16 protein-coding genes and 1 pseudogene are annotated in these 15259 nt (G+C 43.4%); 5 read left to right on the forward strand and 12 right to left on the reverse strand.

What is annotated here, in order from left to right; translation table 11 throughout:
• A pseudogene (locus tag ACH2DQ_RS18380) lies at window positions 1-291 on the forward strand (sugar phosphate isomerase/epimerase); the annotation flags it as partial.
• A 14-nt stretch (window positions 292-305) separates the two neighbouring features.
• On the opposite strand, the gene ACH2DQ_RS18385 reads toward ACH2DQ_RS18380, so the two are convergent.
• Both ACH2DQ_RS18385 and ACH2DQ_RS18390 read right to left on the reverse strand, forming a co-directional pair.
• Window positions 306-1232, reverse strand: a complete 927-nt coding sequence (locus tag ACH2DQ_RS18385; protein WP_394914668.1) for a DMT family transporter — start codon at window positions 1230-1232, stop codon at window positions 306-308.
• Window positions 1233-1237: 5 nt separating this feature from the next.
• The gene (locus ACH2DQ_RS18390; RefSeq protein ID WP_394914667.1) at window positions 1238-1402 is read right to left on the reverse strand and encodes a hypothetical protein; all 165 of its coding nucleotides are present in this window, start codon (window positions 1400-1402) and stop codon (window positions 1238-1240) included.
• A gap of 124 nt (window positions 1403-1526) precedes the next feature.
• On the opposite strand from ACH2DQ_RS18390, the gene ACH2DQ_RS18395 reads away from it, so the two are divergent.
• Both ACH2DQ_RS18395 and ACH2DQ_RS18400 read left to right on the forward strand, forming a co-directional pair.
• Window positions 1527-1928 carry a GntR family transcriptional regulator gene (locus ACH2DQ_RS18395; RefSeq protein ID WP_394914666.1) on the forward strand — a complete coding sequence of 134 codons (402 nt, stop codon included), beginning with the start codon at window positions 1527-1529 and terminating at the stop codon, window positions 1926-1928.
• A 102-nt stretch (window positions 1929-2030) separates the two neighbouring features.
• The gene (locus ACH2DQ_RS18400) at window positions 2031-2957 is read left to right on the forward strand and encodes a PLP-dependent aminotransferase family protein (RefSeq protein ID WP_395027788.1); all 927 of its coding nucleotides are present in this window, start codon (window positions 2031-2033) and stop codon (window positions 2955-2957) included.
• Here the strand turns inward: ACH2DQ_RS18400 and ACH2DQ_RS18405 are convergent.
• Together ACH2DQ_RS18405 and ACH2DQ_RS18410 are read right to left on the reverse strand one after the other, a co-directional pair.
• Complete coding sequence (locus tag ACH2DQ_RS18405) at window positions 2947-4146, reverse strand: MFS transporter (RefSeq protein ID WP_394914665.1); 1200 nt, start codon at window positions 4144-4146, stop codon at window positions 2947-2949. The genes ACH2DQ_RS18400 and ACH2DQ_RS18405 overlap by 11 nt on opposite strands.
• A 213-nt stretch (window positions 4147-4359) precedes the next feature.
• The gene (locus tag ACH2DQ_RS18410) at window positions 4360-5208 is read right to left on the reverse strand and encodes a helix-turn-helix domain-containing protein (protein WP_394914664.1); all 849 of its coding nucleotides are present in this window, start codon (window positions 5206-5208) and stop codon (window positions 4360-4362) included.
• Between the two features lie 260 nt (window positions 5209-5468).
• On the opposite strand from ACH2DQ_RS18410, the gene ACH2DQ_RS18415 reads away from it, so the two are divergent.
• Window positions 5469-6539, forward strand: a complete 1071-nt coding sequence (locus ACH2DQ_RS18415) for a uroporphyrinogen decarboxylase family protein (protein ID WP_394914663.1) — start codon at window positions 5469-5471, stop codon at window positions 6537-6539.
• Between the two features lie 63 nt (window positions 6540-6602).
• Here the strand turns inward: ACH2DQ_RS18415 and ACH2DQ_RS18420 are convergent, their stop codons facing one another.
• The 7 genes from ACH2DQ_RS18420 to ACH2DQ_RS18450 form a co-directional block, all read right to left on the reverse strand.
• A complete protein-coding gene (locus ACH2DQ_RS18420) occupies window positions 6603-7022 on the reverse strand; it encodes a VOC family protein (protein ID WP_394914662.1) in 420 nt (139 codons plus the stop codon).
• Window positions 7023-7056: 34 nt separating this feature from the next.
• Entirely contained in the window at window positions 7057-7806 is a 750-nt protein-coding gene (locus tag ACH2DQ_RS18425) for a DUF2087 domain-containing protein (RefSeq protein ID WP_394914661.1), read from the reverse strand.
• A 253-nt stretch (window positions 7807-8059) separates the two neighbouring features.
• Entirely contained in the window at window positions 8060-9541 is a 1482-nt protein-coding gene (xylB, locus tag ACH2DQ_RS18430) for a xylulokinase (RefSeq protein WP_394914660.1), read from the reverse strand.
• 40 nt (window positions 9542-9581) lie between these two features.
• Window positions 9582-10259, reverse strand: a complete 678-nt coding sequence (locus ACH2DQ_RS18435) for a fructose-6-phosphate aldolase (RefSeq protein ID WP_394914659.1) — start codon at window positions 10257-10259, stop codon at window positions 9582-9584.
• Between the two features lie 121 nt (window positions 10260-10380).
• Window positions 10381-11778, reverse strand: a complete 1398-nt coding sequence (locus ACH2DQ_RS18440) for an MFS transporter (protein ID WP_394914658.1) — start codon at window positions 11776-11778, stop codon at window positions 10381-10383.
• A gap of 44 nt (window positions 11779-11822) precedes the next feature.
• Window positions 11823-13052 (reverse strand): hypothetical protein, encoded by a 1230-nt coding sequence (locus tag ACH2DQ_RS18445; protein ID WP_394914657.1) that lies wholly within the window; start codon window positions 13050-13052, stop codon window positions 11823-11825.
• 126 nt (window positions 13053-13178) lie between these two features.
• Window positions 13179-14039: an AraC family transcriptional regulator gene (locus ACH2DQ_RS18450; RefSeq protein ID WP_394914656.1), complete on the reverse strand. Its 861-nt coding sequence runs from the start codon at window positions 14037-14039 to the stop codon at window positions 13179-13181.
• A 194-nt stretch (window positions 14040-14233) separates the two neighbouring features.
• Here ACH2DQ_RS18450 and ACH2DQ_RS18455 point away from each other — a divergent pair, with 194 nt between their 5' ends.
• Complete coding sequence (locus tag ACH2DQ_RS18455; RefSeq protein WP_394914655.1) at window positions 14234-14980, forward strand: DeoR/GlpR family DNA-binding transcription regulator; 747 nt, start codon at window positions 14234-14236, stop codon at window positions 14978-14980.
• A gap of 13 nt (window positions 14981-14993) precedes the next feature.
• On the opposite strand, the gene ACH2DQ_RS18460 is transcribed toward ACH2DQ_RS18455, so the two are convergent.
• A partial coding sequence (locus ACH2DQ_RS18460; RefSeq protein WP_395027786.1) for an MFS transporter occupies window positions 14994-15259 on the reverse strand: 266 nt, incomplete at its 5' end.

Raw genomic sequence — 15259 nt, forward strand, 5'->3', positions numbered from 1 at the left:
ACCCTGGAGGCTTACGAAATGCTGAAACCCTATATTACCTATCTTCATATAAAAGATGCCATAAAGGCTACCGGTGAAGTTGTTCCGGCAGGTAAAGGGGACGGACAGATTCTCTCTATCCTGAAACAACTGGATATGGGCGGATACAGCGGATATATCAGCCTGGAACCTCATCTTGTAGATTTTGATGCCCTGAAAACACTGGAGCAGGAAGGACAGGAAAAAGGACGGACAGATGGACCGGAAGCGTTTTGTACTGCTTTTCAGGCACTTATGAGTATGATTCGATGAAAATTTAACTCACTTCAATCAGCAAAACCCTTACGTTTCCTACCCAAACCCAGGCAGGATATCAAAATCCCCCCAATCACACACCCCAGTCCAACCATATGTACCGCCATAACAGTTTCTTTCAAAACTACCGCTGACAACACAATGCTGCTGACCGGAACCACACTGGTAAAAACAGCCGCATTGCTGGCGGGGACTTTTTCTATCCCTTTAAACCAGAACACATAAGAGAGAAAGGAAACAAAAAAGCCGTAATAAAGCACGCAAATTACAGATGAAAGCTCTATGCCCGCCCAGTCATACTGCAATCCATCATAGACAGAGAAAGGCAGCAGCAAAATAAAAGCATAAAAAGTGATTATCGTTGTGCGGTACAAAGCGGACATTGGTTTACAGGATACTTTACTCAAAATAGAAAACAAAGCCTCACATAATACCGCCAACAGTATGAAGAGATTTCCTTTTACTGCATTTGAGCTTTCCATATTGCTGTTTAAAAAGGGATAAATATTAATTGCCAGCATCCCGATCACCACAACCAATATGCCGATCATCCGTGTGATCGTTAATTTTTCCCGTAGGAACAAAAATGCCAGCAGCGCTACGATTACCGGTGAGCAGCTTGTAATTAAGCCGCTGTTGGCAGCGGAAGTATACTGCAGACCCACGAACGTGAATATGCGGTAGAGAAACACACCGAAAAGAGCCTGGATTAGAAGTATGGCATTGGTTTTTAAATCTGTCTGGAAAGTTTCTTTCTTTACAAGGAACAGCAAAGGAATTAAAAACAGCAATCCTACTAAAATGCCAAGTTCCGTTGCCAAAAAAGATGGCATGGAGCCTGCCAAGATTTTACTGGCAACTACCGCACTGCCCGCTATGAACATGGCTCCTGCAAGATATAAGTAAGAAGAACGGAAGGTCTCTGGACTCGATTTCATATTCATTAAACCTCAACAGACCGGATTTTCAAATCCGGAATGACAGCTTCATCAGAAAGAAACATAGCTTCTACCGGAATCCCGGTATTTTCCTGAAATCCATAAGCCTTCATAATGCCAAATTTGACATCTGGATAGACTTCTCTCACGGCTGTTGATACTTTTATCATTTTGTTATCCTCCATATTTTTATTTTATAAAGTGTGTTATAATTCTATAATCTCGCAAGTGGTCTGTACAGTTCCACTTTTCTACTATTTTTATAGAACCACTTTAACGAAAGGATATATTTTTATGTGGATAGCAATTGACAGCAATTGTAAAATGCCCCTCAACAGGCAGATTTATAATCGGATTCGGGAAATGATTTTGAATGGAACTCTGATATCCGGAGAAAAACTTCCTTCCACCCGCCGCCTATCAAAAGATTTAGGTGTATCCAGAAATACCATTTTAGAAGTATACAATCAAATGATTGCAGAAGGCTATCTGGAGGGACACCATGGTTCCGGCACTGTAGTATCAGGAGGTATGCAGGATTTAAAATTCCCTGTGAATAGTGTAAAAGGGTATCGGAGTGAAGACGAATTTAATCGAAAGAAAAGTATAAATAACAAAGAAGAAGTTCAAAAACAGCAGCGAATCGATTTTCGATCCGGTGTTCCTGCATTGGAATTATTTCCGCAAAAAGCATAGGCAAAGCTCTATCAGAATACCTGCTGCAATCTTCCTGCCGCATCCTATGGTTATTGCAGCTCTTCCGGTGTTTGGGCACTGCGGGAAGAAATTTCCCGCTATCTGTCCCGTTCCCGGGGTATTTCCTGTACACCGGAGCGCATTATCATTACCTCCGGCGCAACCCAGGGCCTGTCCCTGGCCGCCCATCTCCTGAATCAGGAAAACAAAAACGTTCTCGTAGAAGATCCGACTCATCCGGGACTTCGTAAAGTAATAACCACAGCAGGATGCAGGATAAAAACCCACCCAACGGATGAACGGGGCATCAAAACGGAGCTTCTCAACCCTGCTGATCCTCTTTCCTTTATTTATACAACCCCATCCCATCAGTATCCTCTGGGGGGAATCCTTCCCATTCAAAGACGGCTGTCTCTGCTGTCATTTGCTGAAGCTAACAATTGTTATGTGGTGGAAGACGACTACGACAGTGAGTTTCGCTATGAGGGACCGCCGGTAAACGCGCTCTATGAGCTGAACCCGGAACGGGTAATTTATCTCGGCTCTTTTAGTAAAATATTGACTCCGGCAATTCGGTTGGGATTCATGATTCTACCCGATCCATTATTGAAAGACTGCAAAACGCTGAAAACGTACTCAGACGTGCACACGGATGCCCTGTCCCAATATACGCTGGCTGAATTTATACGGGGCGGCTCTTTAGAAAAACATATCTGGAAAATGAAAAAATACTATCACAAAAACAGAAACCATCTGATCCGGGAATTAACAAGACAATTTGCCGGTGAGTTTCACATTCTCGGGCAGGCTGCCGGACTGCATATGGTCGTTCAATTTCACAACACCGTCTTTTCAAAAGAACTGGTACAGGAAATAGAACACCATGGCGTCCGCATTTACCCGGTTGAAAATTATCTATTGGAACACTCTGACACCAGCCATTCCAATCAAATACTTATGGGATACTCCCATTTGAATTTTGAAGCAATCACAGCGGGTGTTGACATTCTCAGGGAAATCATTCCCTAGAAGATGCATATTTTTTCGCCACGATCTTATTTAATCGCTCCGACATAATCAGCATTAGAATTGCAAAGATGCTTAAGTATAACGGAAAAATACTAATATTAACTGCGGACGCAAGGAAACCAAAAAGCGGCGGCATAAACGTTGTACCTACGTAGGCGCTTGCCATTTGGATTCCGATGATTCCCTGAGAATTTTCTCTGCCGAAATTAAAGGGTGTTGAATGGATAATAGCCGGATACGTAGGCGCGCACCCCAGCCCGGTAATAATTAATCCAAGCATTGCCAAAAACGTGGTCTCTACCGGAAGTGCAACGAAAATGATTCCGATGAGTGAAACCAGAATACCAAGTCGGATTAATAGCTTATCTCCTATCTTATCTGCTATAAATCCGCATAGAAATCTTCCCGCTGTAATACCAAGGCAGAACAGAGAAGCGAACCTGGCTGCAATACTCACATCCACACCCCGATGCTGCACCAGGTAACTGCTTGCCCATAACATTGCAGTCTGTTCCAGCGCACAATAAGAGAAGAAAGTTACCAAAACCAGGGGAACCCCTTTCATTCTGATAATCTGTGCAAAGCTCAGGGGTTTGGAAGATACCTCCTTATCCAGCTCTGCGTGCTGCATATGATCCGTATTTCCCCGCTTCCAAAGGGGCAGACTGATAAAGAGTATTACCGTTAATACAATCTGCACTATACTGACCACACGATAACCATTGTGCCATCCATAGCCGCCGGTCAGGCAAAAGCTCATTATGTACGGACTGACAGCGGCGCCAACTCCCCAGAAACAATGCAGCCAGCTCATATGGCGGGACGCATAGTGCAGGGCAACGTAGTTATTCAGAGCCGCATCTACCGCTCCTGCACCCAGACCATATGGTATTGCCCATAAGCAAAGCAAAAGAAAAGAATCTGATACGGAAAAGCCAAACAGCGCCAGGGCTGTTAAAAATACGCTGAAAGCCGTAACCAATCCTGCTCCCAGCTTCCTGGTCAGCCTGTCTGATAAAAGACTTGAAACAATTGTCCCACAGGCTATAATCATGGTAATGATACCTGCATAGGAAACAGGAACGCCCAATTCAGAATGCATCACAGGCCATGCGGAACCCACCAGGGAATCCGGCAGTCCCAGACTGATAAATGCAACATAAATAATCACTAGTAAAAACGAAAACATAACTGACTCTCCATCTCTTTATAATAGCACGTCTGGAAATCCAAACGCACGGCTGCGGCTCTTCATTCCGTTAAAAACTCCGAAGAATTCTGCACCGCATAGAACCTTATTATAATGGCAGTCCTTAACTTTTCATATAATAAAAATGTCATGTTGTATAAATATTATGTCATATTCGCATATATTTAAAAATTAAAATAAATCCCTTTTCTATCACATATTCAGATGATTCTTCCGAAACTCCCGGGGAGACAAATGACAGCGCTGCTTAAATGCTTTGGAATAAGAAAATCCATCTGCAAAATTACATAAAAGTGCTATTTCATTCAAGCTTTTCTGAGTGTCCAGCAGCAATGTTTTCGAATAATTAATACGGCTGTCTATCTGATATGCCCCCGGTGAAATTCCGTACATTTCTTTAAATTTTTTGCGAAATGTGTCATAAGGCATTCCAATATGTTCCGAAACCTCCCTGACATTTAAAAACCGGGGCTTTCTCTGGTTGAGTAATTCCTCCGCATCCTGCATTTTGGCAAATTCCCTGCCGTCCACATATAAATTTCTGGCATACCGAAACATCTCGATTGCAAATTCCTGGCTGTAAAGGTACAAAACCGACAGCTGGTCTTCTGTCAGTCTTTGAAAACACCCCATTAAATAATTGCACCTCTGAAAAGTATGGGGCGTTAAACCGGGATATACTACTGGTGTGTCTGATATCAACTTCAAATCCCTTAGATTTTCATAGGTTCTTTTCCCAAAGCAAACAAAAAACTCCAGCCATTTTCCATCGGGATTTACCAAAGTAGTATGCTCCCTGCCCGGCAGCCTCTGCACATACGCACCTGGTTCCAATTCATATTCATATCCTTCCGAATCCGTATAAGTCCCTGATCCGTCTAACAGCAAAAATGCACCGTAGTGTTCAAATACAAGTCCCGATTGGGAAAAACCTGCATTGGGTTTATGCAGGAAGCCACAGCTTAAAACACCATCCTGGGGACTGTGGGTTATATTATAATGTATGGTTTGATTGCGATACAGCTGCTCTGGTATTCTCATTATTCATCGCCCTTTCTATTTCCAAAAATGACATGCACATGCCAAAATGCCCATTCTTATTTCTAATCATATATGCTACCATGTGAATAAGTCAATATAGAAAAAACCAGAATCAGAAATTATAAAATATGACATCAAGAATCTGATTATATATGAACTCAGAAATTTAATTTAGATATAAGATCAAGAATTTCATTAAATATAAGATCAAGAATTTTATTAACCATGAGACTAAGAAAGGATTAAAAACAGGTGATACGATGACAAAAAAAGAAAATTTAATTGCAATGCTGAGAGGAAAACCTTACCAGGAAGTACCTGTTGAATTCAATTTATGCCCGGAACTGGTGGAAACCTATCATGAAAAAACAGGAAGTGATCAGAACTATATGGAATACTTTCAGATGCCCTGGCGAAACGTGGATGATATCGCCATTGAAGCGAATCCCAAGCAGTTTCTAAAATACTATCCATATGGTCTAAAAGAAGGAACCCATATCGATCTGTGGGGGATTGCTCATGAACCGGGAAGTGCCGCTGCGAAGCATATGACAAGAATGCGCTATCCCCTGGATCTGGCAGAGGATCTGGAAGAATTGAAAGCCTTTCCTTTCCCCGATTTTTCCGCAGGAGATGCTTCCCACCAGCCAAAACAGGTAAAGGCAATACACGAAGAGGGTCTGGCTGCTGTAGGCAATATGCAGACAACCATCTGGGAAACCTCCTGGTACATCCGGGGCATGGAAAATCTCATGTCGGATATGATCTGTGAACCGGAAATGGCTGCTTTCATTTTTGACAAGGTCACGGAAGAAGCACAGATTCGTGCCAGATCTTTTGCCCTGGCAGGAGTGGATATCATTTATCTGGGTGACGATATCGGTATGCAGCACACGCTGATGATGAGCGAAGAACTCTACTGTGAATGGATTTTACCCCGTTTAAAAAGGGTAATTCAAACAATCCGCTCCGTCAATCCTGACATTCTAATATTTTACCACAGCTGCGGCTATGTAACCCCATTTATACCTTATTTAATTGAAGCCGGGATTGATGTACTGAATCCGATTCAAAGTGAATGCATGGACTTTCAGGAAATTTTCCGGAAATATGGGGGGAAAATTGGATTCCATGGCACCATTGGCACTCAGACCACCATGCCCTATGCTTCCCCCCGGGAAGTGAAAGAAACCGTCAAACGTTTACTGGACATTGCCGGCAATTCCGGCAGGCTCTTCCTGGCACCAACCCATTTGCTGGAACCGGAAGTACCATGGGAAAATATCCTGGCATATGTGGAAGCATGCAGAGATTATCCCCTGGAATTTTAATACTACAGTGAACAGCAGAGTTCCCCATGCCGGAATCAGTTAAATCAGCTGGGGAACCCCTTTTTACTCCGCCCGGTATGTGTCCAGACAGAAGGGGTGCCCTGCAGGGTCAAACAGCGTTCTGGAATCTTCGAAGAATTTCTCTGCCGCCACCCTCGCACCGCAAGATACCGCATAGCCAATGGCTTCTTCCAGATCTTCTACTTCTAAATCAAAGTGCATCATTTGTCCCTGCCTTCCGGCCGTCCATGGCCAGACCGGAGGCTCATACTCCTCTGCCTCCTGAAATGCCATTACATTTCCCTGGGGCGAAGTAATCGCAGCCGTCCCATTTAGCGCCGGATGCGAGAGAGTCCATCCAAGCAGCCTGCTATAAAATTCGGAAAGAACTCTGGCATCTCCCACTCCACAGTCCATAACAATAGGTCCCATTATTATTTTGGGTCTGTTTATTTCCATATCTGATTTCTCTACTCGTTTCATACAGATCTCCTCTATCTTTATTATACATTTACAATTACACTGTGAGCCAGTATTCCGCCCCGTCTTTCGTTCTTTCCATAAATCCATACATAACCAAATAGCGCCGCAAAGTCATATAATCTTCATAAACCGGCTTCAAAATTTCATTTACCTCTTTCTCACTATAATGCCTTTCCCGTTGGAATTCCTCGGCTATTTTACCTAAAATAACAATTTTTTTCTTTTCTTTTGGGGAGAAGTTTTTTAGTACTAAAGGTGACAGGGATTTAAAAGACGTTTCTAAAATATGGTGTTTTTCCTGCTCCGTAATCAGATACCGGTCATCTACATAAATTGCTTTGTCATGGATTGGAATAAACGCATTTTCATTTTCCGTATGTTCTTCAAACACCTGTTCATAAACTGCAAGGTATAGTCTAGCCTGTTTTGCTTTTTCACGGAATGTAAATCTCTGCCGTCTGACCGTAGAATCGGAAATTCCGGATTTTTTAGCAATCTCACTGTCGGTCAGCCCAGAATAAAATAAGGTCATAAGTTCTCTTTGATTTTGCGTTAATGTATTGTATTTCGTATCTGCATTCACGAGCCGGGTAAAGCTGCCATCATGCTCTTTTGCAATATGTTTAGCCACTGCGTGCTCCGCCATATAAAAATGACCATCCATTGAAAAAATCTGCCCTGCCGGGAAAGTCTGTTCACAATATATACAGACATAGGCTTCCTTATCCTTGTCAAACCGATATCCCTTCTTTAACTCTTCCAATGTGAATTTACCGTAATCCATAGTTTCCTCCGTTCTAATATTTTGTAAACTCAATATAACATCGTTTACAGTATTTGTAAACATTTTATTTTCATCTTTTTATTTTTATAGCTTCTCCATTCTCCATATACAATAATTTCAGAGCGCAGAATAAGCCCCTGGCAGAATTAAGATGATTGTAAAAAATAGAACAAATTTCATAAAAAGAAGACGGTTTCGAAATCTTACTCTCAAAACCGCCTTCGCAGGATAACATATAAAATTAATCATACTATCATTCATGAGCTTTAAAAAAAGGTAAAAGCCCCTGATAAGCCAATTCAAATCTTTGTTTTACAAAGCCATACACGTTTTCTTTTTCTCTGTCTGCCTGATACCTTTGACGGAAATGCAGAAATTTGCCCACCTCGTCAAAACTACCAAATACCCCGGCTCCCACGCCGGCGATCATTGCTGCACCAATGGAAGTTGCTTCTTCCACATGATCCGGCACCTGGAAATCCACCTGCATAACATCAGCCAGTATCCCGGCATTTACCTGGCTTTTGGCTCCGCCTCCCGTCAATATCATCGAATCAACGGACATTTTCCTGCGGTAAGCCTTCAAAATCAACTCCAGATTCATGGCGATGCCTTCCATCGCAGCACGGACATAATCATCCTTTGTATGCTCCGGATGAATCCCAAGATAGGCTCCGCTGGTATCGGAATTCCACCTGGGGCTTCTCTCCCCGAGAAGATAGGGAAGGAAAATCAATCCTTTTGCCCCTGCCGGGGAGCGTTTCATCCGTTCATCCAGCAAATGATAGTCTTCTCCGTCACAAATGACGCGGCGTACATAGGAATAGGCACTCCCTGCTGCCTGCATGGTTCCGCAGGGCATGTATTTTCCGGGTATCACATGGGCAAAGCAGAACAATACTTTCTCTTCGTCTGCAAAGGGGTCCGTGGAAGTGCCGCCAAGCCAGGCAGAGGTGCCAAAGGTAGTAAATAATTCTCCGTCTTTTACACAGCCTGCACCTACTGCAGAACAGGGTCCGTCCCCGCCCCCGCAGATTACAAGGGTATGCTCTCCCAGACCGCAGGCAGAAGAAGCATGTGCCGTAACCTTTCCTGCGATGTCCGTAGCGTTATGTAACTCCGGGAATTTATCACCGTCAATTTCAGCAGCAGCCAGTATTTCCCGGGACCATTCCATTTTCTTCAGATCCATCGCCTGGGTACCGGAACCATCAGAATAATCCGTAACAAATTTTCCGGTCAGGCGGAATATTATGTAATCTTTTGCCTGAAGAACCTTATATGTTTTCTGATAAATATCCGGTTCATGTTTTTTCAGCCACATCAGCTTTTCAATCGTGTAGCTTGGGCTGACTCTATGACCGGTCAATTCATAGATGTGGTCTGCTCCCAGCTTTTCTTCTAATATTGCCGCTTCCTTCACGGCTCTTTGATCCGCCCATATAATGGATTTCCGAAGAGGAATCCCCTGCTCATCTACCGGCAGACATCCCTGCATCTGGGCACTGAATGAAATTGCCAGAACCTGGTTCGGGTCAATACCTTCCAGAATTTCTCCCGTAGCCTGACAAAAAGCATTCCACCAGTCCTGAGGATTCTGTTCAGCACGATTGTCACCGAAGAAATCTACGTCATAGGAAACCACTGCGCTTCGGATCATTTCACCTTCTGTGGTAAACAGCGTGGCTTTGTCTCCCGATGTCCCCAAATCATGGGCAATCAAATACTGTTTCATAAAGTCACCTTCTCTCCTGCTTTCATTCGAAACACATTTTCTACAGATCCGTAAGAGAGACGTCTCCTCTCACTGCTGCCCAGTCTGCTTTAAAGTCATCCACTGCTTTCTTCACTGCCGCCATTTCAAAAGAACTGTGCATCAGCATCGGCTGTACCGTAGCTGTATGTGCCCCAGCAGTAAAAGCACGGTTCACCTGGCGTATATTCTTAAAACTGGCTGCAAGAATCTTACAGGAAGAATTATTTTCTTCAATCATCTGGCGGAAATCAGCAATCGTTTCTTCAAAATCCACATCCAGATTTTCCATGCGGTTACAGTAGGGTGCAATGAAATCAGCCCCCGCCATAATCGCCATGAATCCCTGGATTTCGGTATAAATGGCGGTTGCTGTAACACCGATTCCCTTAGACTTTAACAGCATCATCGCTTTTAATCCCTCTTCCGTAGCCGGAATTTTAATAAACACTTTATCATCTACATTTTTCAAAACCGCCTCTGCTTCTTTGAGCATTCCATCTGCATCTTCCGCAAGTACCTGCACATGGAGAGACTTTTCCATGCCAATTACTTTCCTGATTTCACGTAACGTGCCGTACAGATCCACATTTCCCTCTGCCTTAAGTATACTGGGATTGCTGGTAACCCCTGTTATCGGATAATACTGGCTGTACTTTTTAATCTCTTCTAAATTGGCTGTATCAAATAATAGTTCCATACTGATCTCCTCTTCCTTTTTCTATAAGAGGATTATAGTTTTATTTCATCTGTTTGTCAACACTATATTTACTTATGAAAGTATTATTTATTTCTTTCGTAAGTACAAATTCCTTTCCTCACTACATTTCCCCCCGGGCTTCCCGCTCTCCCAGCTCTGCCATAATCACCGGATATTTTTTATCCAGCCGGTACAAGAATGCCACAATTAAAACGAATACCCACACAATAACCGGTGCAAAGACATATATGCCGATTATCCCCTGTATAACGGTTTGAGGCTGCGTAACTGCTGCGCCGGTGGAAGCGATATAGCCGCACAGACTTAAAATACCTGTAATTACAGCCTGGGATGCCCCCATTCCAATTTTCGCCCCTACCGAACCGCCGGAGAAGATAAAACTTTCCTGCCGCAGATGGGTTTTCCACTGTCCGAATTCCACTACATCACCGATCATACCGAATATGAAGGCACTGAGCGGCGCCTGGCCTATTCCCCGCAGCACGGTAGTGAATACACACCAGTTATAATCATATGGATTGAGCATAAACAAAAACTGGCTGGAAAGTACCAGAATTCCCCCCATTAGAATGAGTCTGCTTTTCGTAAAATATCTGCGCAGCAGCGGGCATAAAAAAGTTATGATAATAATAACTACGGTCTCGATCAGATACAACGTACTGTACATCCAGGAATCATTGTGGAATACATATTTGCAATAATACGGTAAAATAGTCCCTACGATGGTCTGTGTAGTTCCCTGAAAGGTCCAGAGAAGCAGCACCGCCCAAAAGTACTGGTTCTTAGCCAGCGCTTTCAGATTCTTTCCCATGGAAACTTTCCCCTGCTTCTCCCTTGCCGCAATATGTACATTCTCTTTACACCTGGCAAAACAGACAATCAGCAGAATCAGTGCCAGAACCGCCCAGATGGACATACACTTAATCCAAGCCATCTGGTCATTTCCAAAAAATTTGACCAGGGGCAAGGTGAATGTAACTGCAATAATACGCCCGAAAGGTGACATCCCCATGCGGAAAATGGATAGCAGATCCCGTTCCCCGGAATTACGGGTCATCATGGCTGACAGGGACCCGTATGGAAGATTAATTGCCGTATAACAAATTGTGGTGCAGAAATTATACGTGATAAACATATAGATAAACTGCAAAACCTCATTGGTATGAGGAACCGTAAACAGTAAAACCGCCCCCAGGGCATAAGGCGCTGCCATCCATAATATCCAGGGCCTCGACTGCCCCCATCTGGATTTTGTTTTGGAGACAATAAATCCCATAATGACATCGGACACACCGTCAAATATTCTGGAAATCATCATTACCGCCCCTACGGTAATTGGCGATATTCCCGCATAATCTGTGTAAAATAAAACCAGCAGCGTACTGATCATCCCATATACAATATTACAAGCTACATCGCCGCTGCCATATGCTGCTCTTGTCAGAAAATCAATATGACCATCTTTTCCAACTTTTCCTATATTCTTGTCCTGCCGCATAAAAATCCCCCTTTTCTGCTACATAGTTTTTGCCTGTCCTGATCTTATCTGTTCCAGGCGTCGGCAATGCATTCTTTCATAATAGCAACGCATCTCTTTGCTTTATCTACATCATGATGAATCGTATAAACATCACGGATTGTAAACTCCAGAGAACAATTCTCAGCATGTTTCAGTGTGGTCATGATATGACTGCGCCACGCATCCTCATCCAGTTCCCTGGCGACCCCCAGATAGTTTGGACTTGGCTTTCTCTGATAAATGATCTTCTTTCCCGCAAGCGCTTCTCCCATATAGGCTTCATCCGTCCAGGGGGAAATCGATGCTTTTCTCAAATTCTTTAACTGGCTGAGAGAAGGCCAGAGGCGCTCCAGCGGGTCACAGCATCCAAAAGAAACCAGTCCAAAACGATCTGCTACCTTTTTATAAGAATCCCAGATCATAGTCTCAAACATATCCTGGGAAATGTTGATGGTTTCCTGGGAATCCATATGCAGCCAGATCTGGTTCAGCTTCACCGGTCCCTCTGACGGAAGTTCCTCATTCAGGCAGATGGAGCCCTGATTGCACTCTTCATAGCCTGAGGTGGGATACAGCAGACCACTGTCCTGCCATTCTTCAAAAAACTTCAGATAGTCATCCGCCAGCTGACTTAGAATCTGCATAAATTCATCGGGATAATCGTAGAGCACATAGTACATATTTTCCATTCCCAGAATATGGACGATGTCCTGTGTAAGCCAGCATGTCAGTGATTTTCCAACGTGTTTTACCGGAAGAATATCTCCGAAGGCATCCTGGGCAGCTTTGAAGTATGCATTGGTCTCTTCCGTTTTCAGCCGGAACACAGAGGGTTTGAATTTGTCCATCTCTTCTCCCAGGTCTTCCACCTGCTCTGCAAAATGCTGCCCCAGGCCGCCGTCTGATGCCAGTTCTTTCTTTACATGAAATCCCCAGGGTTTTAAATCCAGATCCCACCAAACTCCAAAATACGGTGCCACAACTTTGTCATCATCCAGCACCTGCATGTTGTAAAAATTATGCAGCAGACGTTCTTCTATTTTTCGTGCCATGGGATCCTCACACTGCATCTGCGGCAGCAATACCTCCTGTGTAAAATTATCAATTTCCAGATGAAGCATGGGACGCTGTCCCTTACAGGAGTTATGTAAAATCCATTCCTTTGTTCTGACTAAATTTTTTTCGCTGTTTGCAATTTCCAGCTGGGTATTAGCCAGATTGCGAAGTCTAAGTCTTTCTTTTTCTGATATCATAGTCTTTTCCTTTCTATTTTTTGATAATTTAGTTTATTTCTTATAACTTTATAAATATATTAATGTAAAATCAACTAAATTCCAATAAAGAATCTGACCATGACATTGTAATTTTCTGCTCTTTTCCTACAACGGAAATTCCCGGAACTTTTTCGGAGACAGTCCGTTTTGTGCGGTAAAGGTATTGATAAAATGTGATTCACTGTTAAATCCAACGCAGAATGCAATTTCCTTAATTGTCAGAGGGGTCGTTTTCAGCAGACGCTTCGCCTCGTTCAGCCTTTTCCGGATGATATATTCCTTTGGCGAACTGTTCATAACCTTACGAAATCTTCTGGAAAAGTGGGATTCACTCATTCCCACATGATCTGCAATCATCCCCACGGACAACTCTTTATTCAGATTCTCCCGGATATACTGCAGTGCCTCATCAATCACCTTTTCTCCCGCTGCATCTACCGGCTGCCCGCTGCCCACTACATTTTTGGAAAGTTCAATCAGCAGCTGATAAATGTTCAGGGAATCATCATACTCCGTAATTGCTTTCTCATACCGGCAGTTAGATATAATTTCCCGCAGTTTATCTTCCATCTGCCTGACACGGTCGGGGCAGAATACATTCCTGCCGCCAAAATTACTTATAATATCCCGGTAAAACTGCCCGGCATTGGAGCCGTCAAAATGAATCCACAGGAATTCTGTATATCCTGCAGCATAATATCCATGAGGCAGATGACAATTCAAGAATGCCATATCTCCTGCCTTTACCAGAGACTTTTTCCCTTCCACAGAGATCATCAGCCGCCCTTTCTTCACCAACAGCAGCAGATAATTCCCATAGTCCTCTTCCCGCTCTATGCGATACCCCAGGTCACAGAAAAAATGTCCCAGGGACGTAAAATAAAACAACCGTTCTCTTGCCACTGCCGAAGGTGTGAAAAAGTAAAAATCCGATCCGGGCAATACTCCTTTTTGCTGACACAGCATAAGAACACCTCCTTACTCAATATACCATATAGCTATATAGTATCATATTTTGTATGGTAATTGGTTTTATCTTTTTGGGAAAATATTTTTTATTCGAACCCATAATCTCTTTCTTACGAAACCCGGTGATTGTACTTTTACTTTCTTTATGATATAATTAATAAAATAATCCAAACATGTAAAGGGGATGCCAGATGAATCATCGTGAAGAAAAAATCTTAGAACTGCTTACACTGGAAAATAAAATAGAAGTAGCCAGGCTTTCCGACCTGTTAGACGTTTCTAAAGTCACAATCCGAAAAGACCTGGACAGCTTAGAGGAAAAGGGCTTGATAAAAAGGGAACATGGATTTGCAGTGCTTGGTTCCCGGGAAGATATGAATTACCATCTGGCATTTCATTATGAAAAAAAGAAACAGATTGCCCGGGCAGCTGCCGGCATGGTGCAGGACGGGGAAACCTTAATGATCGAATCGGGATCCTGCTGCATCCTGCTCGCCGACGAACTGGCACGCACCAAAAAAGACCTGACTATCATTACCAACTCTGCATTTATAGCCGGGTATATCCGCCACTATCCTACGGTGCAGGTCATCCTGCTTGGCGGTACCTACCAGAAAGATTCCCAGGCTGTGGTAGGTCCGTTAACCATTCATAATGCGCGGACTTTTTTTGTAAACAGGCTTTTTATCGGTATAGACGGATTCCAGGAAAGTTTTGGCTTTACCGGGAGTAATTTAATGCGTCGTGAGGTGATCCGAGCCATGTCCGAACAGGCAGAACACACCACCATATTAACAGAATGCGAGAAGTTTTCCCAAAAAGGAGCCGTCTCGCTTCTGCAATACCATGAAGTATCCTGCCTGATCACTGATTCCGGGATTTCTGATGAAATAGCGGAGTTTTTAAAAAGCAAAGGGGTAAATGTAACTGTGGTGTAATTTGGGGAATTTGCTAAGGATTGACACTTATTCTTCTTTCGTCCAAAACCTTGCTCATTTCCGCCCTCTTTTTATCCAGATTATAAAAATACATTAAAATTCCAATTACCAGACACAGTCCCAGTGGAATCCAGATAAAGCTTGCTTCGATACATGCCAGCGCCTTCGGGGACTGTTTTTCATTTGCCGCATAACCGCCCCATTTCAAAATTCCTCCGATCACCGCACTTGCAAGTCCCATACTCGCCTTCACGAAGAACCCCTGAAACGCTGCAATCA

Source organism: Robinsoniella sp. (genome assembly GCF_034124845.1).

Excerpts from the sequence above, each read along its gene's own strand:
- ACH2DQ_RS18385 (WP_394914668.1), bottom strand. The coding sequence starts at position 1,232 with ATGAAATCGAGTCCAGAGACCTTCCGTTCTTCTTACTTATATCTTGCA.
- ACH2DQ_RS18390 (WP_394914667.1), bottom strand. The coding sequence starts at position 1,402 with ATGATAAAAGTATCAACAGCCGTGAGAGAAGTCTATCCAGATGTCAAA.
- ACH2DQ_RS18395 (WP_394914666.1), top strand. The coding sequence starts at position 1,527 with ATGTGGATAGCAATTGACAGCAATTGTAAAATGCCCCTCAACAGGCAG.
- ACH2DQ_RS18405 (WP_394914665.1), bottom strand. The coding sequence starts at position 4,146 with ATGTTTTCGTTTTTACTAGTGATTATTTATGTTGCATTTATCAGTCTG.
- ACH2DQ_RS18410 (WP_394914664.1), bottom strand. The coding sequence starts at position 5,208 with ATGAGAATACCAGAGCAGCTGTATCGCAATCAAACCATACATTATAAT.
- ACH2DQ_RS18415 (WP_394914663.1), top strand. The coding sequence starts at position 5,469 with ATGACAAAAAAAGAAAATTTAATTGCAATGCTGAGAGGAAAACCTTAC.
- ACH2DQ_RS18420 (WP_394914662.1), bottom strand. The coding sequence starts at position 7,022 with ATGAAACGAGTAGAGAAATCAGATATGGAAATAAACAGACCCAAAATA.
- ACH2DQ_RS18425 (WP_394914661.1), bottom strand. The coding sequence starts at position 7,806 with ATGGATTACGGTAAATTCACATTGGAAGAGTTAAAGAAGGGATATCGG.
- xylB (WP_394914660.1), bottom strand. The coding sequence starts at position 9,541 with ATGAAACAGTATTTGATTGCCCATGATTTGGGGACATCGGGAGACAAA.
- ACH2DQ_RS18435 (WP_394914659.1), bottom strand. The coding sequence starts at position 10,259 with ATGGAACTATTATTTGATACAGCCAATTTAGAAGAGATTAAAAAGTAC.
- ACH2DQ_RS18440 (WP_394914658.1), bottom strand. The coding sequence starts at position 11,778 with ATGCGGCAGGACAAGAATATAGGAAAAGTTGGAAAAGATGGTCATATT.
- ACH2DQ_RS18445 (WP_394914657.1), bottom strand. The coding sequence starts at position 13,052 with ATGATATCAGAAAAAGAAAGACTTAGACTTCGCAATCTGGCTAATACC.
- ACH2DQ_RS18450 (WP_394914656.1), bottom strand. The coding sequence starts at position 14,039 with ATGCTGTGTCAGCAAAAAGGAGTATTGCCCGGATCGGATTTTTACTTT.
- ACH2DQ_RS18455 (WP_394914655.1), top strand. The coding sequence starts at position 14,234 with ATGAATCATCGTGAAGAAAAAATCTTAGAACTGCTTACACTGGAAAAT.